The following is a 22,339-nucleotide window of genomic DNA, read 5'->3' as shown; positions in this document are numbered from 1 at the left end:
CCGGCAGCTAGCCGTTGGACACCTTTTCAACGTAGGCATCCATGAACCAGTCAGGGACCTCATCAACCTTGAACTCAAGGTCCGTCCCATCCGTAACTTCGGCCAGCAGCACCAGATCGGCACCGGAGTTATCGAAGATGTAGGCCCGGTCCGAAGCAGCAATAGCCACAGGCAGCAGGCTCAGGCAACGGCCGTAGCGCTGTACAATTTTTTCTGTGGGAACTGGGTGCCCACCTGCCGCGACACGGTTCCTGACCCTGTTGATATTGATGTCAGGGTCTTCAGTTGCCACAAAGTACAGGTAGGTTCGGTATCCAGACTCTCTTGCCTTGAGCATAAAAGCGATTTTGTCGTCGCTAGACATCACCGTTTCGAAGGTGAAAGACAGCTGGTCTTCGAGGAGCTTGTTCCGGATGAAGTCAGAGAGCACGGAGGCAAAATAGGAGTTCATCGCGACCGTCTGGAAATTCAGGCCGTTGCTGCTAAAGCCTATGTTGGTCGCCTCCTCATCGAGCCGGGCAGACCTGACCAGCCGATGCTCCCTAATGAAACCGAGGACCTCATCACCCTCAACTTCCAGTTGAAAATCACTGAACTCCAGACGACCGCTGTCTTTGGCAGCCTTCTCGATTTCATCCGGGTTAATGTAGATACCGATCAGGTGGGAAGGGATGGCACTCTTCATCGTGCTCTTGCCGGAGCCGTTGGGTCCAGCAAAGACCCTCAACCGAGGGACAGTCATGAGCAACGGCGCACCTTAATGACGCCACCCAGAGTCACTTTGTGCTTGGGCTTGGCCACCCGAATGACTTTGTGCTTACCGTCAGCAGTCGTTTCAACAAGCATGCCGTTCATGACTTCCATCACACTGCGGCCGGCAGCCAGGGCGTTGATATAGGCGGTATTGATGGCGCCTTCAGCCATGACCGGGATCTTATCCTCCAGTCGGCTCACCAGATCGTCACTCAACACTCGTTTGGCTTTCATATCGCGCTCCACGTTCTCAGAGCGTGCAGAATCTGCACTTAATCAGAATCTTAGCTACGTAAACCTGTTTGTAACAGGGCGAAAGCTACTTCTGTCAGCCTCCATTCTAGAGGAATGGCGTCTGGAACCATACCTTTCAAGAGATTTTCAAGTTCGATGCATGACCGGTGGCATTTGAAGCAAGTGCCGCCCTTGGTGCAGCGCCCAAATAAGGGAAGCACAATCCCCCACCGAGTTGTTCAGCCGGTGGAAAAAACGCGCCAGCGAAGCGGCAATCGTTCTTAAACTGCATGGTCTGTGTCGATGCAGCCAGGTTGAGTGCAAACGGGCGATCAAGACGATGCAATCGCCCATAAGCAACAGGGTTACTGTGACACGCTCCGAAGCCGTTGCTGAATTCTCAACAGAAAACCGGCTTCGAAGGCATCTTGGCAGTCACCGACAGGAAAGGTCTTGCGCGTTTGCGCCAGTTCCCACCACAAAGGAATATCGGTCGTTGCCTCAAGCCAAGCCTGGGCACATTGCACACCACGTTCGATCATCGGCGAAAATTCGCTGCCCCAAGGTGTCAGAAGACTTGGGCAACCATCCGCCGCAGGAATTGAAATGTAGTTTTGGTCCATACACACCCTAAATTTCTGATTTATTGTTAGATGCTGGGCGCAGCTTCGAAAAGCGTAACGACACCAAATGAACGCTCGATACCAGGCATGAACACCAAATGGCCTAGTTGAATGCCAATGTAGACTATATCCCGTGGATTGAGAGTCCCTCAAGGCGCAATTTGCGCGCATGACTCAAGACTACGAACAACTTCGTCTGCAACTGGCGGAGAACATCCGCTGGATGCGGCGCGTAAAGAACCTTACCCAGGAGCAGTTAGCGCTCATGGCCGAGGTGGATCGCACCTACGTCAGTCAAATCGAACGATCCACGGGCAATCCGTCGCTGTTGGTCCTGTGCAAACTCGCCAATATTTTCGAAATTACCGCAGATCAGTTACTTATAGAACCCGATATCCTGCGCAGCTCCCTTCACGTCAAATAATAGTCTCACTTCTCACAAATCCGATAGATCCGCCTTCATAATTTTCACTGACAGTCTTCAGTCCGTAACCGAATCTGCCCAGGCCATACCCCAAGAGCCTGGATCATGTCTGCTGCCTGCTCGTCAATCCCGCCCACAAAGCTACAGCCCTTCGCGCTAAGCATTCTGCTGGCGTGCGGCCCAAGCATGGCGCTGGACACCGTCAGCATCACCTCCTCCGTGCTTTCGCCAAACTGTCTCGAATACAGGGTCGTCGGCATTTGTTTCTGGCTCCTCTGCACGCCCTTCGGCTGCACAGTCAAAACCTCGACCAAGGTTCGTCATTTCATTCCTGAACTGGTCGTCTCGAGCTACGCCACCACCGGCAATAACCCCTGGACCGAGATGACCACCCTCTCCGCTCCCATCAGCGGTGCAGAAGGTGGCGGCAACCTGATCACGCCGAACGCCCGCCGCGACAACCTGCCTCGATTCAAGAACGTTGATGGCATCGGCCACCCCGGTGGCTGGGTCGCAACGCAACTGGCTTCGCAATCCGGCTATGCCTGCGCCAGCGGTGCAACTGCATTAATGCCTTACTACCTGAGTACCCTGGACTCACTGGCCTGGCGCCATGGCATCCCAGAAAGTTTCTACCCCGAATCGCTCATGCCGGGGATCCGTGAAATTGGTCGTCAGGTCTCGGGAAACATGTGGGGCAACGTTTATCCCCGGCAGGGCTTTCTGGTACAGCCCGACGATTTCAAGGCGGCCGCAGTCATGGCGCAACGCGCCGGCGATGTGATTACCCACAACTGGCAGCCGCATGTGTACTTACCACTCACGCCCGCCAAACGCGACGGCTACTGGCCGCCTGGCCCGATCGTTGAAAACGACGCTTCGACCCACAAATGGCAATTGCTCTACCCCCAGGTGCAGCCCACGTGCGCCATCTTCCCCAGCGATCCGGTACAGAGCGCGGATGGCGGCTACGCCTGGTCGCTGTGGCGTCCCTATAGCTGCTGCAAACGTGAGGGACAGACCTTCCTGTTCAGCATCGACTTCGAAGGAGGTGCTTCATGAGTCGGCTTCTCGCGCGGCCCTGGTTGGGCACGATGAGTCTGTTGCTCTGTGGACTGCTCGCCATTGCCACACATGCCTACGCCGCCGAGGGCGATTACCGTCTGGGTACTCAAGGTGAAGTACTCGACGACCGAGTGATGTACACCATTGGTGGCGGCTCGGCAGTCGGCTCACCGAGCTCGCTCTACCGACCCAGTGGTCTCGGTGTCGGCGGGTCATGGCGAGCGAACATGATGTGCGGAAACATGAGCCTCACCAACACCCTGCAAAACCAGCTGAACGGCGTCACCGAAGGTTTCCAGCAGATCATGGGCAGCATCGTGCAGAACGCGACCCAAGCCGTGATGTCGCTGCCGGCGTTGATCATCCAACGCGCCAACCCCGGCCTCTATGAGTTGTTGAGCAACGGGGTGATGCAGGGGCGTATCGACTTCGACCGCTCGAAGCTGACCTGCCAGGCCATGGCCGAGAAGATGGCGGACAAGGTCGGTCAAGCCGGCTGGGGCGCGCTGGCCAAGAACCAGGAGATGCAGGGCAATCTGGAGCAAACCGGCGGTGATGCGGTGGCCGCGGTGAAAAACACCGAGGCCCATAACGGCAACAAGGGGGTGTCCTGGGTCGGCGGCTCGAAGGCTGGTGGTGATGGGCAGACGCCCATTCGGGTGACCGCCGACGTAGTGCGCGCGGGCTACAACCTGCTGCATAACCGGTCGATGGATGACAATGCCTCGATTAGTAATAGCGATTGCCTGGGTGGGGCCATTTGCCAGACCTGGGCTTCGCCCCAGGAGGAATCCGAATGGGCCGTTCGCGTGCTGGGCGAAACTGAAGTCACGACCTGCGATACCTGCGAAACCCTGCGTGCGACCGCTGGCAGCGGACTGACGCCGCTGATCCAGGAGGCCTACAGCGAACGCCTCAAGGCCCTGCAAGGGCTGCTGTCTGGCTCACTGCCGCCTACCCCTGACAATCTGGCTAAAGCCTCCAGCCCAATGCTGCCGGTAACCCGTGGCGTGGTCGAAGCCCTGCGCGACGATCCCGACCAGGATCTGTTGGCACGGCGCCTGGCCAGTGAGACGGCCTTGTCCAGTGTGCTCGACAAAGCGTTGCTGCTACTGCGCACCCTGTTGGCGGGCAGTCACGAACCGAACATCGCCTCCGCCGAGCCGGCCCAAACCGCCTTGACGAAAAACATCGACGCTCTGGAGCGCGAAATCCGCCTGCTGCAGACCGAACTGCAGGTCCGGCAGATGCTGGCCACCAATACCGCCAGCCTAGTGCTCGATCGGCATGCCGGCGGTGCTGATGCTTCGCGCACCGTCGAGCAAGGCGACCCTGAGCCGGGCCGACTCAATGACGCTGACGCCAGGCGCAAGTGAGCCATGAAACGCTCACCGCTATTCACTTTGCTTTCGAGTCTGGGGATTGCCGCAGTGATGATCCTGACCGCCGCACTGGTCGCATGGATCGGCCACGCTGCGCTGGGCAGCTTCGAGGTCTGGCAGCAGGCATTCGAATCCGTAAGGCCCTATCTGCAGTGGTGGCGTGCCCTGCTCTACGGCGCCCTCTTCGCGCTGTGGGTGGATCTGCTTCGGCGCTACCGACATCGACCACAGGATCGACTGCGCGTGAAACGCATCGGGGCATTAGGGCTCGTGCTCTTTACCTTCGTCGAACTCACCCGACTGTGAGGTCACCACCATGCTCATGAGCACCAACAGCTACTTGGAGTTTTACCTCTCCCTGCTGGCCTGGATCATCAACAACGGACTCTGGAGCGTCCTGTCCGACACCGGACTGTTCGCCGCGCCCTTTGGCGCGATCATCCTCCAGGAATGGCTGTCAGCCCGTCAGCAAGGCGCGGATGAGGGAAACAAGGGATTGCTCTCGGTGCCACGGATCGAGAACCGGTTGTGGCTGGCCTACATCGTCGTATTGTTCGGCTGCGCGCCGGTCTTTCCGTTGAGCCTCTCGTCAATGACGTTCGATGATGCGGCAAGTCAGCGCTGCGGCGTAAGTGTGGCCAAGCCAGCGGAAACCGCCTGGGGGACAACCTTCAATACCATCGGCGAACGCTCCGCCAACGTACCGATCTGGTGGTTTCTAGTGCATGCCTTGAGCAAAGGAGTAACCGCCGCAGCCACCGCCTCCATTCCCTGCGCACCGGATATTCGGCAGATGCGCATGGAGATCGACAGCTCGCGTATCAACAGCCAGGTACTGCTGCAGGAAGTCGCCGACTTCACCCGCGACTGTTATGGCTATTCCCGTTCTCGGTTGTTTACTAATCGCCCGCAACTGGACAAGGCACAAAGTCACGACGCGTCCTGGATCGGCTCAAGCTATCTTCTCGACACGCCCGGCTACTACGACACGGATCGTTCACGCACACCGCGAATCAGTTGGCCGTATGACGAAAGCCGCGATGTTTCCTTGCCGCGGCTGGAGAGTGCCGCGGGCTACCCCACTTGCAAGCAGTGGTGGAGCGACAGCGGTGTTGGCTTGCGCGAGCAGTTGATCCAGCAGGTTGATCCCTCTCTGCTGACTCAGCTGAAAGGTTGGCTGACTGGCCGCTCGAGCAACGACATCGAGGATGCCACCCTGCGCGAACTGGTCAGTCCGCGCCAGCAATCGATGTCCATGTCGCCCGGACAGGTGTACCAGGACTATGGTTCCAGCGCTCGTGGCGGCTCGATCAATCAGGGGCTCAATAACCTAGCCACCAATACCGGGCTGGCCCTCGGTTCCTTCAGCAACTTCCCGGCAATGAATGCACTACGCGCCGCCTTGCCGATGGTGCAGGCGTTCCTGATCATGGGCGTCATCATCAGCTTGCCGCTGATCCTGCTGGTCAGTACCTACCAGTTGAAAACTGTCATGACCGTGACGTTCGCGCTGTTCACCTTACACATGCTGAGCTTCTGGTGGGAACTCGCTCGCTGGGTCGACTCCAGCATGCTCGATACGCTGTACAACCAGGTTTCGGCTTCCAATCAAGTGCTGTTATCGCTGCCCACATCCGGCTTCATGGATGGAACCGTCACGGCACAGGTGATCGAGTATGTGATGGGGGCGATGTTCATCGTGCTACCAATGCTGTTTCTAGGGGCCATGAGCTGGGCAGGTTATTCAGTCGGCAACGGGATTCAAGGCATGTTGGCGAACGGTAGCAAAGCCGCAAGTGATTCAGCGAGCAAAGGTACGGATCAAATATTGGGTGCTGCAAAACGTTCAATTAGATGACTTGCTGTCGCCTATATAATGCCCATTGTCATCGAAGTCACCGATGTAGAGATCAGCACCTAGGTAGTCTGGCCCTGGACTTTCCTCTTGATGATCGGAACCAACAAAAGCCCTGAACCATAGCAAAGTGATGACAGCCAGCATCATCACAAAAAAAGTAACCAGCCAAACACTGACAAAGAGCAATCCTCCGATCAATGCCAGTTTGGCAATCAGAAAGCTCCCGCGAACAAGTAATTTACCTGCGGGCATACCTGCCGTCACCGCACGCTCAGCCAGGCGGGACTCAAACGCTTGCAATTTGCGATAACCACGCTTTACCGACGTGCCACATGCGTACGCCCAGCTGTGGCCACGTGAATTCTGAACAGGTTGCTGAGTCGGCATGCTCTCGCACTCTTCTGAGCGTTTTCATGGTTGAGACAGGAGTGACAGCCTACTACTGAAAACTGTCCGTGCCTGACCGTTTATCAGTTTGCCCAGCCGAAAAAATCTTCACTGGAAGACAGAAGACAAGCCCCGTGAAAAAGCCTATCTACAGTGATTGACCCAGATAAATCGTCCAGCTAAATACAAGGTACGGATCGCTGTTATCGACAGCACTTTCCCAGGTAGCCAGAACCTTCAAGGCTCCGTCACTTCGATGATGGTTCTCCCCAAGTGCGATTAGCGTTCGGTGGCTCGCACGGTGACCGTTGCTACGGTGATGAACGCCTACTGCTCTCCTGAGCGCCTTTCGAGCGCTGCTCGTGAGATAAGCCCTCTTGATTTTCTTCAACCCACTGCGGGGAAATCTTTCCCCGCACAGGGCAGGTTTCTTCGCGTATTCAACGGAGACATACCATGCCCGACTCACTTACACCGCAAACACTGAACACCCTTCGGTTGCCCATCGTGTTCACCCCTGGCGCGTGGCAACGCGCAGTACTGCTCGAGCAATCCGATCACGCTGAGAAGCTGCAGGTCGATCGGTTGAGCCACGTATTGCGCGCAGCCTTCGAAGCCCACCTGGCCTATCCACACAAGCCCTACGTGCTGTTCGAGGTAATCCACATTGAACCAACCGATCACTTACACCACGACCCGTTGCTGCAATTGAGTCTGAGCCTACTCCAAGAACCGGGTCAGCCTGCCGCCTTGCTGATAGCGCTTGCAGGAGAACACCAGCGCTAAGCGCAATGGGCGGCGCCCACCTCCACATTCGGACGACATGCAAGACCTGCATCAATCCAACCCATCACCCAACCGGGGAACCCTCCCCCGACGGGCAAGGCGTTCCTCCGTTTTTCTCTCGAGGAAATTGCCATGCGCGATATCTACCAAGACGTGACAGACAAGATCGTTACCGCGTTAGACCAAGGCGTTGCTCCCTGGATCAAACCCTGGTCCTCAAGTGGCTCCGCTTACATCAGTCATCAACCCTACCCCATCAACGCCATCACGCGACGTCCGTATTCGGGCATCAATTTACCGCTGCTCTGGGCCGAGGCCAGGTTGCAGGGGTTCACTCAAGATCGTTGGCTGACCTTCAACCAAGCCAAAAAGACCGATGGGCACATCCGTAAGGGTGAGCACAGCACTCTGGCGGTGCTCTACAAGCCGATGGAGCGCGAGGAACAGACCGAGTCAGGCCAACCCGTACTCGATGAAAACGGTCAGCCTAAGGTCGCTCATTTTGGCATTCTCAGGACACATTTTCTGTTCAACATCGAGCAAACGGAGGGGCTCGAAATGCTCAATGAAACCCTGCTCGAGACGGAACAGAGTGATCCCTTCCAGCCCAACAGCGTTGCGGAAAATCTGCTGTTAAGTTCAGGTGCACGCATCGTTCATCGGCCTGCCGACGAAGCCTTTTACCACCCGATCAGGGATCTCATCCAACTGCCGACAAAAGCACAATTTCACGATGAAGGCGGGTACTACGCCACGGCACTTCATGAGCTGACGCACTGGACCGGGCATCACTCTCGGTTGCAGCGCGAAGGCGTGACGTCAGCCTGTCCGTTCGGCTCGCCAGGCTACGCGTTTGAGGAGTTGATCGCCGAGATGGGCGCTGCTTTTTTATGTGCCTACGCCGGTATACAGGGGGAGCTGCGGCACGAGGGCTACATCGACTCCTGGCTCGGCCTGCTCAAGGCTGACAAACGCGCGATCTTTCGCGCCAGTGGTCACGCCCGCAGCGCGTCGGAGTATGTGCTCAACCTGGAGCAGCAACTGAAGCAGATGGTAATGGATGACTCACGATGCATGATCGATAGAGTTTGATCGCTACCTCACCGCTGCAATCGCCTCACAGGGCCCAACGCGAGTTAGGGCCTTTTTTCTGCGCCCAGAAAAACCCATGCCGCGGGGCTCTGATGCAAAGGGTCAGGGATGGGCGCACACCCGCAGCCTGTCATTCCGCATCCAGGTTCTGCGCCAGAAAATCCACCAGCTCGAGCGGACTTCGGCTTTCGATTACCTTGTAGATCAGATCACGCTTACTGCGCGGCAACTTCTTGACCACGCTCTTCGCCGAGGCCCGGACGGCTTCGTCGGTCCCATGGATACGTGCCGCGAGCAGCAGCACGAGCGTGGCGTCAGTGAGGTTCATGGCAAGACCCAAAAAATATGCACCGCAGTGTACCGACTCTTGTCTTTGCCGTACTAGCCCCAACAAAACGATGCCTAGCAGTATCCATATTCCGATTGCCGCGCAAAGGGACACGCGCCAAAAGGACGGTAAAGGTTGGAAAGGAATGGGGGGTCAAGGGTAAGAGCCCTATCCGAAAAGGCTAAAAGGCCACTGACCCAGCCACTTCCCGGAGGTCACGATGTTCAGTCTGTTTCGCCACAAAAGGCGGAAGCCCCCTCCGCCACCGACCGTGAGCGTCGCCGAAGGTTACCTGCCCATCGAGTCGGCCCACAGCTTGTTAGCAGCGGAGCACCGCCGTCAGTTGCTCGATCGCATCTGGCAGTACACCGCCCTCTCCCACGCACAGTTCATCCAGCTCTATTTAAATCCGATCCATCGTTACGCCGAACAGGTCCAGCAACTCCCGGCCAGCGAGACGCACCACCATGCGTATCTCGGCGGCATGCTCGACCATGGACTGGAACTGGTCGCTTGCAGTTTGAAACTGCGTCAGTCGTATCTGCTTCCCACTGGCGCCGCGCCCGAAGACCAGGCGGCCCAGACCGACGCGTGGTCCGCTGGCATCGCCTATGGCGCGCTGCTGCATGACATCGGCAAGATCGCCGTGGACCTGCTGGTCGAACGCCAGGATGGCCGTGTTTGGCATCCTTGGCAGGGTGCCCTGGATCAGCCCTACCGTTTTCGTTACCTCAAGGGTCGTGACTACCACCTACACGGAGCCGCCGCCGGCTTACTCTACACCCAGATTCTCGACCGCCCGATCTTGGACTGGCTCAGTGGATTCCCTCAACTCTGGGCCAGCCTTCTGTATGTCCTGGCCGGTCAGTACGAACGTGCTGGCGTGCTCGGAGAGTTGGTGATTCAAGCCGACCGCGTCTCCGCCGCACAGAACATCGGCGGCAACCCAAGCAAGGCATTACAAGCGCCCACTCATTCACTGCAGTACCACCTGATCAGCGGGTTGCGTCATCTGGTTCAGCACGAACTGAAACTCAACCAGCCAGGTGCCGCGGGATGGCTGACACAAGACGCACTCTGGCTGGTCAGCAAGACAGTCACGGACAAACTGCGAGCCTATCTGCTGTCGCAGTCGATTGAGGGCATCCCCACGTCCAACATCGCGGTGTTCGACGAACTGCAGTCGCATGGGCTGGTCGAGTCGACTCCAAAAGGCAAAGCCATCTGGACCGCTCTTGTCGCGCAGAGGGACTGGCAGCAGACCTTTACCTTTTTGCGCCTTCAACCGGCGTTGATCTGGGGGAACGAAAACCGGCCTGAGGCTTTCAGCGGAACGGTGAGCGTGGCAGTCGATGACCTCCCGACTGACGCTCCGGTATCACCACCGCCGAAGGCAGTCAGTACAAGGTCAACTCAAAGCCAATCGCAGCCCGATCCACTGGCTATGGAAGATGCTGACTACTTAGGAACGTTGCTGGATATGTTCGAAATGATAGAACCCGAGGCCCGTGATGCACCGTCAGAAAGCGCTCTCGAAATTTCAAATCCCTCGTCGGACAACCCTGGTCAGGTTTTCCTGAATTGGGTCAGGGAAGGCATCCAGAGCCACAAGCTGATCATCAATGACAGCAAAGCGAAAATCCACACGGTGGGTGGCCGCGTATTTCTGGTAACACCTGGCCTCTTTCAACGCTATGCGCAGGAGTTTCCTGGTATCTCTCAGGGCGCCTGTCAAGAGATCGAAGAATGGCGTTGGGTGCAGAAGCAGTTTGAGAAACTGAAGGCCCACAGAAAACGTGACGATGGCTTGAACATATGGATCTGTCAGGTCGAAGGTCCTCGGAAGAAAGCAAATCTCAAAGGTTATTTGCTCGAGACTCCGGCGTTGTTGTTCAACATTGTGCCTGCCGACAATCCTTTTCTTAAAATCGTCAATGCTTAAATTTCCATAGCAGCCTATTGGATCCCTACGACGTTCTGTATCGCGAGTACTTGCCAGCCTTGTCCACTCCACTCAGTCCTATCACGATCAATAACGGTCTTTGTGGCCTCATACGTTTTTCAATTCGATCCTTTAGCCACAACTGTACCTGCTTTCGAACTCTCACATCCCCCGAGTCGTCAAGCACCGCAACCGCTCATGCCCCTGGCTGTAGCGAAACCGACACTGCTGCCATTCACCTTGAACACTTGTCCAACCCGGAGAGCGGCTGTGATGAGCCTCTGAATTTCGATAGGCATGTTTGCCGTTCGCTTACAGAAAGCGTGCCTTGCTAACAGCGCCCTCCCCCGAAACCTTACTGCTCAACATTTCCGATGCTTGTCGAGCAGTACCTAACGTCACTCGATCACCACCTCGGGTCGGCTAGCACTAGAAAGCGTTACGCAGTGGGTAGTGGAAGATAAGTCCTGCTACGGTAAAGTCCGAACGTCGCCAATTGAAGCGTAGCAATGTTGGCCACGCCCTCTTCGTCTGGACATTCTAGCTACTCATCCCCGCACGGCTTATGATGATGGCAGCTTGGCATTGCCCCGCTCCGTTCTCGGAGCGCTTCGGAGCTACGCGCCTTTTCTAACCACGGATGGATCCTAGGCTCCGCGCTTCGCGAAATAGTCCTCAGGCCTCTCGTCCGCCAAGAAAGTACGCTTTCCGCACAATGTCAGTCTCTCAATGCTAGGAGCAAAAATTGGCTGAAGACGCAGTGTCATTCATCACCTCAGAGGACGAAGCAGAGGTTCGAGAGGATAGAACTCAAGCTCCCGAGCTCTTCGCCCTCGATTCTGGCCAACTACCTTTCGAACGAATGGGAGATGCTCATTTTGAGCTTTTGGTCGCAGATGTCTTTCGCGCAGAGCTGCAAGCTGACTCTGAGGACTGGTACGACACCGTCAGTCGCTTGAATGACGGGGCCGACCAAGGACGAGACGTCATCTTGTTCAACGAAGGCAGTCCCGTTGGAGTAATTCAGTGTAAGCGCTTGAAGAAAACTCTTGAGCTCGATGCGCTTATTTATGAGATCTGTAAATTCTTTCTATACGCTCACATCAGACCACAAATCTCCTCTACGCCAGGAACTGCCTTTAGATATTACGTAGCAGTAGCAGACGGTGTCAGCGCCAAGCTTTTTGAATTTATGCAAGGAACAGGTCAAGCGCGCTTCGATGATTTGCGTGCGACTTTTCAGACGAAATGCGGCACCGTGCGTACTAAATCAGAAACTCTAAAAAAACACCCTTTTCTCAAAAACCTAACAAAACCCCAGCTATGCAATATTGTCTGGCAGTGGATACCTCATTTGCAGACTAGGGTGTTGAAAAAAGACAGCCTTTCAAGCCTGGTGGCTAAACACTCAATAGTAAAACGTACCTACTTCCAACTCGAATCGGACAGTACTGCGATCATCGAAAGCATTCGCGACTACCTAGTATCTCAAGGTGGGGCACTTTCAGGGGCTGACGAGCCTTACCTAAAAAAGATCCGTACAGAATACATTGATCGGGAGCTGCGTGAGGGCGATCAACTCAATATTGGACTTATCCAAGGTAAGGATTTAATTCCTTTTCTACAGGCCATGCTTGCTCCAGAAGTGGGGATGTTCGAGCAAAGTTTTGGTAACCGCCCCGTAGTGCTCGCGGCAGGTTCTGCAGGCGCTGCTCCTGGACAATGGAGTGACATAAATGCGCTAGTAGAAGCCTACCCAAATCCTCTCGTATTAGTAGTCGGATGCGGAGAGGTCACCGGGGCTATGCTGATCGGCTGGACAGCGACCGATGGAATGTCCTCCATTGACCCTTCTTGGAAGCCGGCACCCGCTCAAAAATTCAGGGCGGGATGGTGCTGGGTAACCGACCCTGCTGAAGGGCTAATCAACTGCTATGTTCTGGTGGAAAACGAACCCAATAACCCTGACTTTGATCGAGGTAACATTTCTCTGAGGCTTGCTTTCAAGGATCTTATCGTCTGGCCTACCTTGGGAAATGATTTCACTAATTCACTCCAGAATAAAAACTCTCAACTGCGGAGAATCATCGCGAGCCAAGCTGATGATCGGCAACGCCGGCACAATCTAATCTTGACCTCTCAGCACATCACAGACCTCAAGGGTATCGCGAAATCTCTGCCGGACTACTACGCAAGACGGTTGACCTCTTCGGTTGTGGTTGCGGCCGCCAACAGCGGGCAGCTGCGAAATTGTTCGATGAAAATTCACAGCGCAACCGGGATATTTCCAGCCGCAGACCGAGCGCAAAGTACCCGCTCAAGCCTACCTGGAATACAGCCTCCAAGCCGTGTCATGCGCAGAAGCACCAGTGGTGGAATGATGCTCACACTGACATGGGATGCTAATGGGTCTCTGGAGCGTGTGAAGGGCCTTAGACTGCAAGGTGGTGTAGTCCAAGATGACTTGGAACCAGCTGCACTCGAGTTCCACGAACTCTTCGACCGTCACCCGCCGGACGCCTATTATCTTGACTTGGTAAAGGAAGAATTCCAGCGACTTAATACACTCGTGCAAGCAGGAAGCATTAAAGACTCGCAGGGCTTTACATATCAAACCAGGTACGGAGTGAAGCCAGATAACGATTTTACGTTAGAAGAAATGGCTTCCTCCGGAAAATATGTAATGAGAGCGGTGAAAGCGCTGAGCTACCTCAAGTCTCACAAAGATTCTGTTTGGATCACAGAACCAGGCACGAAAGGCCACCTCCAATTCAGCAACGCTGAAGGTGAGTACAACGTGCTTGCGTGGGCAAATGACGACTTCGGCGTGAGGGATATGGCAAACGATCTCTATCGATGGGCCAGAGGTACTGCCAACCATCCACTACTCGTCGTGTTCGCGAACGGAATTGGTCGTGTTGAAGATACAAAGCCCGGAGAATCCACCGATGATGAGGAAACCAGTCGAGAGCGCTTCGACATCTCAGACCCACCGCACAGAAAAGATTCCATCACCGATATTGCAATGGTGAATAAGGTGTACTTCTTCGCTCTCGACGGGATCGAGTCGATGTACGACAAGGCAAAGGCCATTCCCGCTGAAGATTTTATGGACGACATATCTACTCGCAGGAAAACACTAGATGCTCAGTGACCTGATTACGCTCTTGGATGAGCGAGCAACCCAGGCCGGCTTCACATCCCCCGAGAACGGTGTTTTGGCGTTTGCAGGCGACCCTCACTGGCCGGGCCCTCCCCCTACGACTCAGGTGAAGTATTGGTCGACCACTTTTGCATCAGTGCTGCTTGTACACATCGACGGCGCTACCGCAGAGGAAGCCTGGAGAGAAACGAAGCATGCTGAAGCGTTTCTCGACGCCGGACTCCTACGACTGGAAAAAAAGGGTTCAGTGGTGGATGGCTACCTGGTTTTAGCGCTGGCGCAATCGAATGAAGAGCTCAAGCAATTCATTAATGACGTCGAGAAAGATACGAGGTTCGTCAGGAAGCACGTCGTGTACAAGGACGCCGACGGCTGGCAACGGTGCCAACGTATCACCCCGCTTGGATTGGCAGGGCCGTATGAACAGGCTGACTACTCGCAGTTCGTGCCTGAAAATGAAGAGATGGCTGACCTCCTGGCATCCCTATCAACGTCAAAAGGAAAGGAACTCGCACGCAATCATGGAAAGAAGTGGGATTTGAATGAATAACTTACCTATCAAATTCATTTCGGTAGAGATCCAGAATTTTCGAGGCGTGCGAGATGTTCTACGAATCCCACTAAACGCACCGCTGACGATCATTCACGCAGCCAACGGCACCGGTAAAAGCACCATATGCTATGCATTGGAATGGTTGCTAACGAATAAAGTGAACGATCTTCCAACTACCACTGATTTTTCGTGCCATTGGGGATCTGGCGACACATTTGTCAGCGCTGAATGTGAGATCAACAGCGAACGTTATCAACTAGAACGGATCAAGGGTAAAGCTTGGATCAAAAAACAGGGTGATCGCAAAAAGAAACCCATCAAAGACGCTAATCTGCTGGAGATGCTCACCCCAGCCTCCATTTCGGGTGGTAGCGCCCAAGCCACGACCAAAGCACGCCGTGACTGGCTACGCAACTGCAGGTGGCTATACGCAAACTCCCTTGCCCTTCTGGTAGATAACAGCGAGTCGGCGCTCCGACAGCAGATATTTGCGGACATATTGGGGCTGGGCCACCTTGCGAGCACACTCAGCAATTTGAAGGAATACCGGACTGAGCTGCCCAAAACTCAGGGTCTGGAGACAAAACTGCAGGGGCTTTCGACCGAAATTGATGCACTTGAAGCAAGGCTTTCTGAAAGCCAACATGGGCACGACCAAGTCTCTCTCAAGCTGAACGAGGTGCTAGCAGGATTTCCAGGCACTCAGTTAGCAGGAAACCTTCTAAAAGATTTCAAAAATGTTCAAATGAAGGTGGCCCGGCTGCTGCAGACAGCTAAGCACCAGAAGAACATATTGAGTTTGTTACTGGAGGGATGGGCGGAATACGAATCAGGTCTTCAGCAGCTCGGGATTAACCGGGATTTGCTCGGAGAGATTACCGAGGCCACCACGAAATTGAACAATGAGCACCGCCAGCTAGCTGAGCAGCTCTCTGCCCTCAATACACGAATGGGCCAAGCCAAGATCAGTATTGACTGGGCACGAAAAAATACTGAGATTCTCGATCGCTGGGACGCCATCATTGCGAATCCGGTCTTCATCCAGCAGTTCCCTCAACCCGATATATCCTTCGAACGTTTGCAGCAAAGCTTCGTTGAATATGGCTGGGATGCAGACCGGCAACAGCGATGGCGGAATGCCATTGAGTACTTGATCAGCAACAAGAACACCCTGTTGGATCTCCTACAACGAAAAGAAGATCTGCTGGGCAGCCCTGTCTTACCCCCAGCAAATTTCGTTCAGATATCAAAATCGGCAGATGAGGCGAAGCAAGCGAGAATTAAAGCTCAAGCCGAATTCGACGCTTTATCGAACGTGATAGAGCGTCTGAGAGCTCTCGGACATGAAGCGGTGAACTCCCTCACGAGTGGTCATTGCCCCCTATGCAGCCATGACTGGAAATCAGCTGACGCATTGCGCCAGCGTCTCACTTACGCTGCTACGACACCGGAGCTGCAGGCGGCAAAAACCAAACTGGATACTGCTCAGTCGACCGAGAAGCTCTGGAACTTATCATTACAAACCGCCAGCCAACAGCAATCTTCAGCTGAGAATTATTCTGGCCAGCTTAAGTCTGCAAACGATAAATTGAAGTCATTTGACGAAAAAACAAACTATCTAGCTACCATGAACAAAGCTGAGTTTTCAGCTTCTGACATCAGCAGTTTTGAATACCTACTCACCCGCATCAAAATCGCGATCGACACAAAAACAATCGCTGAAGCCATGCCAAGCATTGATGAGTTCTTCCAGTTGCCGTCCCCTACCAACGCAAGAGATGGGGTATCCGCTGCGCGACAGGCGCTGATCGGTTATACCCAGCATTTTGAGCAACAACTTAGGTCGGATAATGCAGAGCAGCCGACTCTAACCCGCTCCGTGAATGAGAAGCTCCAAAATATTCAAGCCAAAACCCAAGAATCTCACCAGGTCAATGCCAGGATTGCGGCGGCCTCCCAAATAGTGAATCGTTTCCAAAGCCAGTGGAACGAAGTCAACAGTGGTCTCCCAATCTCCGTGGAATTGCACTCCGCCACACAAACACGCGTGGACGAAGAACTCGCGAGGGCGAAAGGCTATGAGATTGAGATTAGCGAATGCAAAATTTTCCTGAGTGTCGATGAGGACTCTGAAAGATTGATGAGCCTACTGAAAGAAAAACAGATGGTGACAGAGAAGCTCCAGGCAGGCCAAAGCCACATAACAGCGGCAGACAGCGCGATCGGCCTGTACAGCAATCATGTTCGAGACGCGACCGTTTCTAGCCTATCCCCCCTCTTGGGCCCGGCAACTGAACTGTTCTCTCGGATGCACGCAAACGAGGTGTATCACAAGCTGAGTGTCTCTGGGGACGATTTGAACTGGATGGTACTCGCTGAGGGTCACGACACACCGTTGGAAGCTCAAGAAAAATTGAGCCAAGGACAGCGGCAAGACCTCGCGCTATCGCTATACCTTGCCAGAGCAAAAAGTACCGGCGGCAGTTTCCTGTTAGATGAACCGATCGCTCACCTGGATGACCTGAACCGCGTGGCCATGCTGGATATTTTCAGGCTCGCTGCGACATCAATGCCAAACATGAATTTGATCCTCACTACCGCAAGCGACAGTTTAGCCCGACACTTGATGCAGAAATTTTCGAGCGTTTCGGATAAGCAGCTATTGAACACAATCTATCTGGAAGGAAACCCGCGAACGGGCGTAAAAGCGTCAGTGAATGGGGTTCCAACCGATACAGCGGCGTAGCTCTCTAGTAATGGGAGAAACCACTGGGCCGGGAGATTAAACATCTCCCGACTCAGAGGTCAAAGCTGATCCCACCCGTCAAAAAAATGAAACCACATGGTTAGCCTGACAAGCGTAACTCCAGGAAATCAAAAATGGGCCGAGGCAAAGAGTTCTTTCGAGGAATGACGAAAACCCGGCTGAAGGGGGTGATTCGGGAGGAAATCGCAGCAGTTGATTTCGGACAGGAATTTGAGTCCGCCCTCATTGCCGACCTCATACTCCAGAAGCATTACCACTGTGCGGCGCAAAGCCTTCGCCCAAGTCTCTTTCGAAAACTACACCGGCCCGGAGCGGCTTACGATTTCCAAGGCTACTTTCCAGACCATGGCTGGCACGGGGTTTCATGGACGCAATGCATTGAACCTCGAGACGAAATGGCCTGGTTGGATCGCGCACTCCGGGATGCTGCGCACCCTATAATTTCGAGCTATAGGGCGATGCATCCAATATGCGAACGGTGCGGGAACCACCCGTCAACGGAAGTTGACCACGTTCTTCCCGAGTTCAACGTTATGGTCACTCAGATTATTCAAACGCTCAGCTTCTCCCAGGTCGAGGAGATATTTTCTCGCTTTGACTGGCTGGACAAAGAGCCATTCTCTCTTCCGCCAGGACACGCTGCTTTGCAGCTCATCGATGAGGCTCATCAGACTGCAATCCTCCATGCAGTATGCAGGCCGTGCCATGTGCTCAACGGGAACGAGCGGCGGCGCTGAGCGATTCGGAGACTGGGGATGAAACCAATCTGGCTACCTCCTCTTGAGTAATCCTCAGCAATTGGACTTGCTAGCACACAAGCCCGCTTATGAAGGTGTCTACGAAACCCGGGGCGATTCAGACTTCAGGTGGGCGATCAGCTAGCGGGCTTGTGCTTGCCCGTTCTCTGCGATGGTCAAGGAACGACAATGCGATCTCCAAGCCGCTTTCGGACGGCTTCTCTCAACTGGACTTTGCCGAGATCGTCGAGAATAGAGGCTGAAAGAGGTTCGGAAGCCATCAACAATTGACGTCCGGGATGATCCGGTTCAAGCAGATCGAGGATTCGATCGGCAGTCGTACGATCACGCCTGGCCATAGCGTTGGCGCCAACCAACAGCAGAGCGCGTCGCTTGTTCGAGTTGGCGACCCGCGCAAAGAGTTTAAGGGCATTTTCCGCGGAAGCATGGGTGCCGACGAGATGAGCCGCTGACGCGGCAAGGATTGGCGGCGTACTCAGTAGAAACGCGGATGTCAGATGCGCGACAATGCTAGGGTCTACGGAATCGGCGTCGGCCAGGGCGTCAATGGCGTCGAGGCGTATCCAACGGGCTTCCGGAATATTGACGAGGTTCGATATTTTCTGCTGGATTCTTGCACTGCAGCAATTCGCTGCGACGATCAGGGCATTTCGGCTAAGCGCGCGGTCGACCGTTGTAGCGGCAAGATCGAGCAGAGTATTGCCGATTGCATCGGATAAGGGACCGTTCACTGCAAGGGCAACGACCGACTCTTGCGCAATATCAAAGCTCTCGGGCTCATCGTAGTGCGGTTCGGCGCTCGACCAAGTGTCATGTATCAGAAACAACAGCGTTTTGAGGTGATCCGGGTGTGGCCGTTCTGCAAGCAGGGCGACTAGGGCGCGGCGAACGCGGCTTCCAGGATCGGATGCCATTGCGAGGATCGTAGGCGGCAAGGGGTCCGGGAATGTCGGCGCCAGATGAAACAGCGCCGTACGGCGCGCATCGGCGCGCTGGTGGCGAAGCGCAGCCTCAACAAGGACGGTATCGCCAATCGCAATCGCCGCCTCGGTCGCACTGACAGCATGCTCTGTACGGCTGGCAATGGTCAGCCACTGGATGATCGCTGGCGAGGCATCGCCACTGCTTGCGATGATGACCGGCACGACAAGGTCGAGCGCATCCGCATCGAGTTGCGAGGCACAAGCCGTCAGGAATAAGAGCGTCTGACCGTTGACCTTGCGAGCTTTCCGCTTCCTAGTCGGGAGCGCTTTGTAGATTTCCTTAAGTTCCCTTGGAAGCACGTCTGTAATCAGAGTTAGTGTGGCTGCGTGGCTGTCTTTTCCGAGTTGCCGACAGGCGCGCTGCATGGCAGTTAGCAGGGTGACTTGTCGATCAGGCTGTCCGCTATTCACCTGGAATGCGGCGACCAAGGAATTTGGTGCGACTTTCAAAGCTGTGAGCGCAAGCTCGTCACGCAGATCCACTTCGGAGGGGACTGAGCTAATCCGCGCCGTAAGCGTAGGCTCCAGCGCTTCGCGCCAGTGCTCTCGCGCTGCCGCCCAAACATTTGACTCCTCATCCATACCATTGCCCGCTACAAGAATGGCTCGAAGCTCGCCTTCACCCACCGGTCCGCGGGAGGCTGAGAGCGCCTGCGCCCAGGCACGGACCAATTCCGCTACGCGCGGATGGTTGGCAAGGACCAGCCAGCGACCCTCTACGCGAAGTTGGCGGATGTAGGCATCGATGAAGACACCGGATGTGTAACCGTCGCCTTCATGGTTCGACTGCGCGGCCTCTTCAGCAGCATGGTCACGTTCGCCATCCTCAATTGCACGCCATTCCTCTCGGCCTCTCTTAGCGTATTGACGGTGGATGCTCGCACAGTCGTCCAACGCAGCCTGCACTATCCTCTCGAATCCCGCTAGATCACGCACGGCGCCGGCCGCGACAGCGTTAGCGTTAAGCTCGAAGCCGTGGCCGACCATCTCGTGCGCGGCGTCGAGATAGGCGGTGGTCAGGTTGGGGGCGAAGCGATCGAGCCGCTTAGCGAAATCCGCTCCGTAGTCCCCTCGGTCGAAGCCAAGCTCCTCACGAATAAATCGGGCGGCGACTTTGGCCGCGATGGGGCTCGCGGACACAGTGTCGTACCAGGCATCGTCAAAGATCGGCGGCTGCCAGTTACGAGTGAAGAAGGAAGCCCCCCGCTGTGTGCCTTTCAACAGCCATCGCGCCACGCGACTTGGTATCGAGGCATCACTACCTACCTCGGACGCTAGCTCCAGCGATGGTGCGAACTTGGAGCCGGGGTCCAGGAGGCTTTCATCCAGCCAGGCATCGATCGCTTCTTGGCTGTCGGAGTCAATTGCGAAGGTTTGGTCAATGTCCTGTCGGCAAGGGAACGTGCGAGCAACTTCATAAACTCGTGCTGCCGTTTCCATGCCCCAGTTGCGATGCGTTGACGGCAGCTGAACGAGCGCGGCGATCAGGGTCTCGATCGCAAACTCGCTCTGCCCCCAGTTGCCCCTTGCGAAGGCCTCAAAGCCTTGGCGGACGCTCGGATGGGCGAAGGCGATCGTGCGGGCCGGCTGCCGCAGATGGCGGGCCGCGACCATACGGTCTACGAGGCGATCCAAGCCATCGCCTAGCGCTCGATCAAGTCCACGTAGGGCGCGTTGAAGAGCGTGAAGTTGGCCGCGGTCGAACTGGCCACGCGCCGCCAGCAGCGCCCAAACGATGGCTGAGGTTCCGCAAGTATCGATGGATGATAGAGCTCTGACAACGACACCTTCCACCGCATCGCGCTGCGCCAACTCGAGCAACCGGCGAAAGAAGATATGGTCTTCTTCCCCGGCATCGGGGCCGGTTTGCATGTGGGCGAAATACAGCTCTATCTCGAGCGGCGTCCCAAGCTTGTCTAGCACTTGATTGCGAAACGCGTACGCCGTGGTTTGCAGAGCGGCCGGTAGCTGATCCATGCGATTGTCATGAATGTCACGGAGTTGACCATCCCGATACTGGCCGGCATCCAACTCGACTGACCAGGTGTTGAGACTCACCCCGACCTTGGCGCTCTGCATCATGTCGCTGCGGGACGTGATGACGAACTGGTGATCTGGTGTGGCCTTGGCGAGCAGGCGCGGTAGCTGCTCGGTCCATGCTTCGCTGCCCCCGCGAAGGCTAAATTGGCCCCACGGGTCATCGACATAGAAGAGTGTCGATCCGTTGTTAACGACCTTACGCGCGCTGGTCGGCGAATCGTCCGCGCCGATGGTAACGACTTCCAGCGCACCATCGCGCCGTCGCGCGATATCGCATAGCTTGAGCGCCGCTTGCGTCTTGCCCGTACCTGAAGGGCCCATAATCACGACTGCATTCTTGTCGTTTAGGATTCTGAGCATCTCGTCGAAGTTCGCAGGCGCCACGAAATGCTCGAGGCTGGCAGAGCTGGCCAGGAACCCGCCGTGCGTCCTTACCGTCGCGAGAAGATCGTCGCTCGTCCATAGACCAGGCGTGCTGCCTCGGGTCCTCCGCTTGGCTTCGAGACGCAGCTTAGCAAGCAGATTTGGCTGCTCGACCTTCGGGACATGCAGCAGGTCCGACATCAGTTCCCGGATATCGGATGCCAGCTGCTTTTCGGTGAGCTTACCCCAGATCGCGACGCGGCCTTCGGGCGAAGCTTTCAGTGTGGCATGAAGGCTCGGAGGGAAGCTTACCTTGTCGGATACCTCTTCGAAGCCTTCGACCAGCAGGTTACGCGCGACACCCTTGATGTCGGCATTGGTCACGAGCAGATAGCGGGTGTTCAGATCGTCGAGATGATGCAGTGCTTTTCGGCGCCCACCTTTTTTGTCGGAACCGTGCTTGAGCAGATCCTCGAAATCTTCGACCGACCAGGGCTCGCCGTTGTCCATTTTGATTTGGATGATAAGCTTATATCCGCCAGAGACAGTCGCACTGGGTTGTACGCGTCCTGGCACGTCGGGCTCCAGATCCGCCTCCAGATCTTCCTCGTTTGCCGGTTCCAGCACCAGGCGCGTAGCCGCTTTGGAAATGAGGAGGAGTTGCAGGGCTGCGAGGATCGAGACGTCGAGCTGATAGTCGAAGCCGGCTTGAGCGGCGGCCGCGCCCCGCAGGGGACGTCTCGCTTCCGCGCTTTCGGAGAAGGATGTGTCCGACGCGTCGGAGTGCGATTGCTTGATGTCTCGACTATTATTTGTCGACATCGTCGAACACCGAGCG

The 22,339-nt window shown here is 55.6% G+C and carries 18 protein-coding genes; 11 read left to right on the top strand and 7 right to left on the bottom strand.

Features of this window, described 5'->3' with window-relative positions:
* Positions 1-7: 7 nt before the first annotated feature.
* The 3 genes from RGV33_RS11295 to RGV33_RS11285 all read right to left on the bottom strand — a co-directional run bounded on the left by RGV33_RS11295 (position 8) and on the right by RGV33_RS11285 (position 1,610).
* A complete protein-coding gene (locus tag RGV33_RS11295) occupies positions 8-742 on the bottom strand; it encodes a zeta toxin family protein (protein ID WP_020300911.1) in 735 nt (244 codons plus the stop codon).
* Positions 739-987: a hypothetical protein gene (locus RGV33_RS11290; protein ID WP_020300912.1), complete on the bottom strand. Its 249-nt coding sequence runs from the start codon at positions 985-987 to the stop codon at positions 739-741. The genes RGV33_RS11295 and RGV33_RS11290 overlap by 4 nt, the downstream gene beginning before the upstream one ends.
* 365 nt (positions 988-1,352) lie before the next feature.
* A complete protein-coding gene (locus RGV33_RS11285; RefSeq protein WP_076964374.1) occupies positions 1,353-1,610 on the bottom strand; it encodes a LasR-specific antiactivator QslA in 258 nt (85 codons plus the stop codon).
* A 169-nt stretch (positions 1,611-1,779) separates the two neighbouring features.
* Between RGV33_RS11285 and RGV33_RS11280 the strand changes: the two genes are divergently transcribed.
* From RGV33_RS11280 to RGV33_RS11260, 5 genes are all read left to right on the top strand, one after another.
* Positions 1,780-2,034, top strand: a complete 255-nt coding sequence (locus tag RGV33_RS11280; RefSeq protein ID WP_273879536.1) for a helix-turn-helix domain-containing protein — start codon at positions 1,780-1,782, stop codon at positions 2,032-2,034.
* Between the two features lie 105 nt (positions 2,035-2,139).
* Entirely contained in the window at positions 2,140-3,096 is a 957-nt protein-coding gene (locus RGV33_RS11275; protein ID WP_322144322.1) for a TIGR03756 family integrating conjugative element protein, read from the top strand.
* Positions 3,093-4,475 (top strand): integrating conjugative element protein, encoded by a 1,383-nt coding sequence (locus RGV33_RS11270; protein WP_032903621.1) that lies wholly within the window; start codon positions 3,093-3,095, stop codon positions 4,473-4,475. Before RGV33_RS11275 ends, RGV33_RS11270 begins: the two co-directional genes overlap by 4 nt.
* 3 nt (positions 4,476-4,478) lie before the next feature.
* Positions 4,479-4,787: a hypothetical protein gene (locus tag RGV33_RS11265; RefSeq protein WP_020300917.1), complete on the top strand. Its 309-nt coding sequence runs from the start codon at positions 4,479-4,481 to the stop codon at positions 4,785-4,787.
* A gap of 10 nt (positions 4,788-4,797) precedes the next feature.
* Positions 4,798-6,339 carry a conjugal transfer protein TraG N-terminal domain-containing protein gene (locus RGV33_RS11260; RefSeq protein ID WP_273199317.1) on the top strand — a complete coding sequence of 514 codons (1,542 nt, stop codon included), beginning with the start codon at positions 4,798-4,800 and terminating at the stop codon, positions 6,337-6,339.
* Here the strand turns inward: RGV33_RS11260 and RGV33_RS11255 are convergent.
* The gene (locus tag RGV33_RS11255) at positions 6,328-6,726 is read right to left on the bottom strand and encodes a DUF3742 family protein (protein ID WP_020300919.1); all 399 of its coding nucleotides are present in this window, start codon (positions 6,724-6,726) and stop codon (positions 6,328-6,330) included. The genes RGV33_RS11260 and RGV33_RS11255 overlap by 12 nt on opposite strands.
* Before the next feature lie 456 nt (positions 6,727-7,182).
* Between RGV33_RS11255 and RGV33_RS11250 the strand changes: the two genes are divergently transcribed.
* Both RGV33_RS11250 and RGV33_RS11245 read left to right on the top strand, forming a co-directional pair.
* Positions 7,183-7,512, top strand: a complete 330-nt coding sequence (locus tag RGV33_RS11250; RefSeq protein ID WP_016978896.1) for a hypothetical protein — start codon at positions 7,183-7,185, stop codon at positions 7,510-7,512.
* A 132-nt stretch (positions 7,513-7,644) separates the two neighbouring features.
* On the top strand, positions 7,645-8,604 hold the full coding sequence (locus RGV33_RS11245) for an ArdC family protein (protein ID WP_322144321.1): 960 nt from the start codon (positions 7,645-7,647) through the stop codon (positions 8,602-8,604).
* Between the two features lie 130 nt (positions 8,605-8,734).
* Here the strand turns inward: RGV33_RS11245 and RGV33_RS11240 are convergent, their stop codons facing one another.
* On the bottom strand, positions 8,735-8,932 hold the full coding sequence (locus RGV33_RS11240) for a hypothetical protein (protein ID WP_014338715.1): 198 nt from the start codon (positions 8,930-8,932) through the stop codon (positions 8,735-8,737).
* A gap of 220 nt (positions 8,933-9,152) precedes the next feature.
* Between RGV33_RS11240 and mobH the strand changes: the two genes are divergently transcribed.
* The 4 genes from mobH to RGV33_RS11220 all read left to right on the top strand — a co-directional run bounded on the left by mobH (position 9,153) and on the right by RGV33_RS11220 (position 17,336).
* Positions 9,153-10,874 carry a MobH family relaxase gene (gene mobH / locus RGV33_RS11235; protein ID WP_322144320.1) on the top strand — a complete coding sequence of 574 codons (1,722 nt, stop codon included), beginning with the start codon at positions 9,153-9,155 and terminating at the stop codon, positions 10,872-10,874.
* Between the two features lie 745 nt (positions 10,875-11,619).
* A complete protein-coding gene (locus tag RGV33_RS11230; RefSeq protein WP_322144319.1) occupies positions 11,620-14,028 on the top strand; it encodes an ABC-three component system protein in 2,409 nt (802 codons plus the stop codon).
* The gene (locus RGV33_RS11225; RefSeq protein WP_322144318.1) at positions 14,018-14,587 is read left to right on the top strand and encodes an ABC-three component system middle component 1; all 570 of its coding nucleotides are present in this window, start codon (positions 14,018-14,020) and stop codon (positions 14,585-14,587) included. The genes RGV33_RS11230 and RGV33_RS11225 overlap by 11 nt, the downstream gene beginning before the upstream one ends.
* Positions 14,580-17,336: an AAA family ATPase gene (locus tag RGV33_RS11220; protein ID WP_322144317.1), complete on the top strand. Its 2,757-nt coding sequence runs from the start codon at positions 14,580-14,582 to the stop codon at positions 17,334-17,336. The genes RGV33_RS11225 and RGV33_RS11220 overlap by 8 nt, the downstream gene beginning before the upstream one ends.
* 515 nt (positions 17,337-17,851) lie before the next feature.
* On the opposite strand, the gene RGV33_RS11215 is transcribed toward RGV33_RS11220, so the two are convergent.
* The gene (locus RGV33_RS11215; protein WP_191625278.1) at positions 17,852-18,025 is read right to left on the bottom strand and encodes a hypothetical protein; all 174 of its coding nucleotides are present in this window, start codon (positions 18,023-18,025) and stop codon (positions 17,852-17,854) included.
* 245 nt (positions 18,026-18,270) lie between these two features.
* Entirely contained in the window at positions 18,271-22,323 is a 4,053-nt protein-coding gene (locus RGV33_RS11210) for a hypothetical protein (protein ID WP_322144316.1), read from the bottom strand.
* Positions 22,324-22,339 lie beyond the last annotated feature (16 nt).

Source organism: Pseudomonas sp. Bout1 (assembly GCF_034314165.1).
In the GTDB taxonomy this organism is placed as follows: Bacteria; Pseudomonadota; Gammaproteobacteria; order Pseudomonadales; family Pseudomonadaceae; genus Aquipseudomonas.
Note: the sequence above shows the minus strand (reverse complement) of the source record. Positions and strands in the feature narration are given on the sequence as shown.

Coding starts and splice junctions, on each gene's coding strand:
- RGV33_RS11295 (WP_020300911.1), bottom strand. CDS start 742: ATGACTGTCCCTCGGTTGAGGGTCTTTGCTGGACCCAACGGCTCCGGC.
- RGV33_RS11290 (WP_020300912.1), bottom strand. CDS start 987: ATGAAAGCCAAACGAGTGTTGAGTGACGATCTGGTGAGCCGACTGGAG.
- RGV33_RS11285 (WP_076964374.1), bottom strand. CDS start 1,610: ATGGACCAAAACTACATTTCAATTCCTGCGGCGGATGGTTGCCCAAGT.
- RGV33_RS11280 (WP_273879536.1), top strand. CDS start 1,780: ATGACTCAAGACTACGAACAACTTCGTCTGCAACTGGCGGAGAACATC.
- RGV33_RS11275 (WP_322144322.1), top strand. CDS start 2,140: ATGTCTGCTGCCTGCTCGTCAATCCCGCCCACAAAGCTACAGCCCTTC.
- RGV33_RS11270 (WP_032903621.1), top strand. CDS start 3,093: ATGAGTCGGCTTCTCGCGCGGCCCTGGTTGGGCACGATGAGTCTGTTG.
- RGV33_RS11265 (WP_020300917.1), top strand. CDS start 4,479: ATGAAACGCTCACCGCTATTCACTTTGCTTTCGAGTCTGGGGATTGCC.
- RGV33_RS11260 (WP_273199317.1), top strand. CDS start 4,798: ATGCTCATGAGCACCAACAGCTACTTGGAGTTTTACCTCTCCCTGCTG.
- RGV33_RS11255 (WP_020300919.1), bottom strand. CDS start 6,726: ATGCCGACTCAGCAACCTGTTCAGAATTCACGTGGCCACAGCTGGGCG.
- RGV33_RS11250 (WP_016978896.1), top strand. CDS start 7,183: ATGCCCGACTCACTTACACCGCAAACACTGAACACCCTTCGGTTGCCC.
- RGV33_RS11245 (WP_322144321.1), top strand. CDS start 7,645: ATGCGCGATATCTACCAAGACGTGACAGACAAGATCGTTACCGCGTTA.
- RGV33_RS11240 (WP_014338715.1), bottom strand. CDS start 8,932: ATGAACCTCACTGACGCCACGCTCGTGCTGCTGCTCGCGGCACGTATC.
- mobH (WP_322144320.1), top strand. CDS start 9,153: ATGTTCAGTCTGTTTCGCCACAAAAGGCGGAAGCCCCCTCCGCCACCG.
- RGV33_RS11225 (WP_322144318.1), top strand. CDS start 14,018: ATGCTCAGTGACCTGATTACGCTCTTGGATGAGCGAGCAACCCAGGCC.
- RGV33_RS11220 (WP_322144317.1), top strand. CDS start 14,580: ATGAATAACTTACCTATCAAATTCATTTCGGTAGAGATCCAGAATTTT.
- RGV33_RS11215 (WP_191625278.1), bottom strand. CDS start 18,025: ATGAGCCTCATCGATGAGCTGCAAAGCAGCGTGTCCTGGCGGAAGAGA.
- RGV33_RS11210 (WP_322144316.1), bottom strand. CDS start 22,323: ATGTCGACAAATAATAGTCGAGACATCAAGCAATCGCACTCCGACGCG.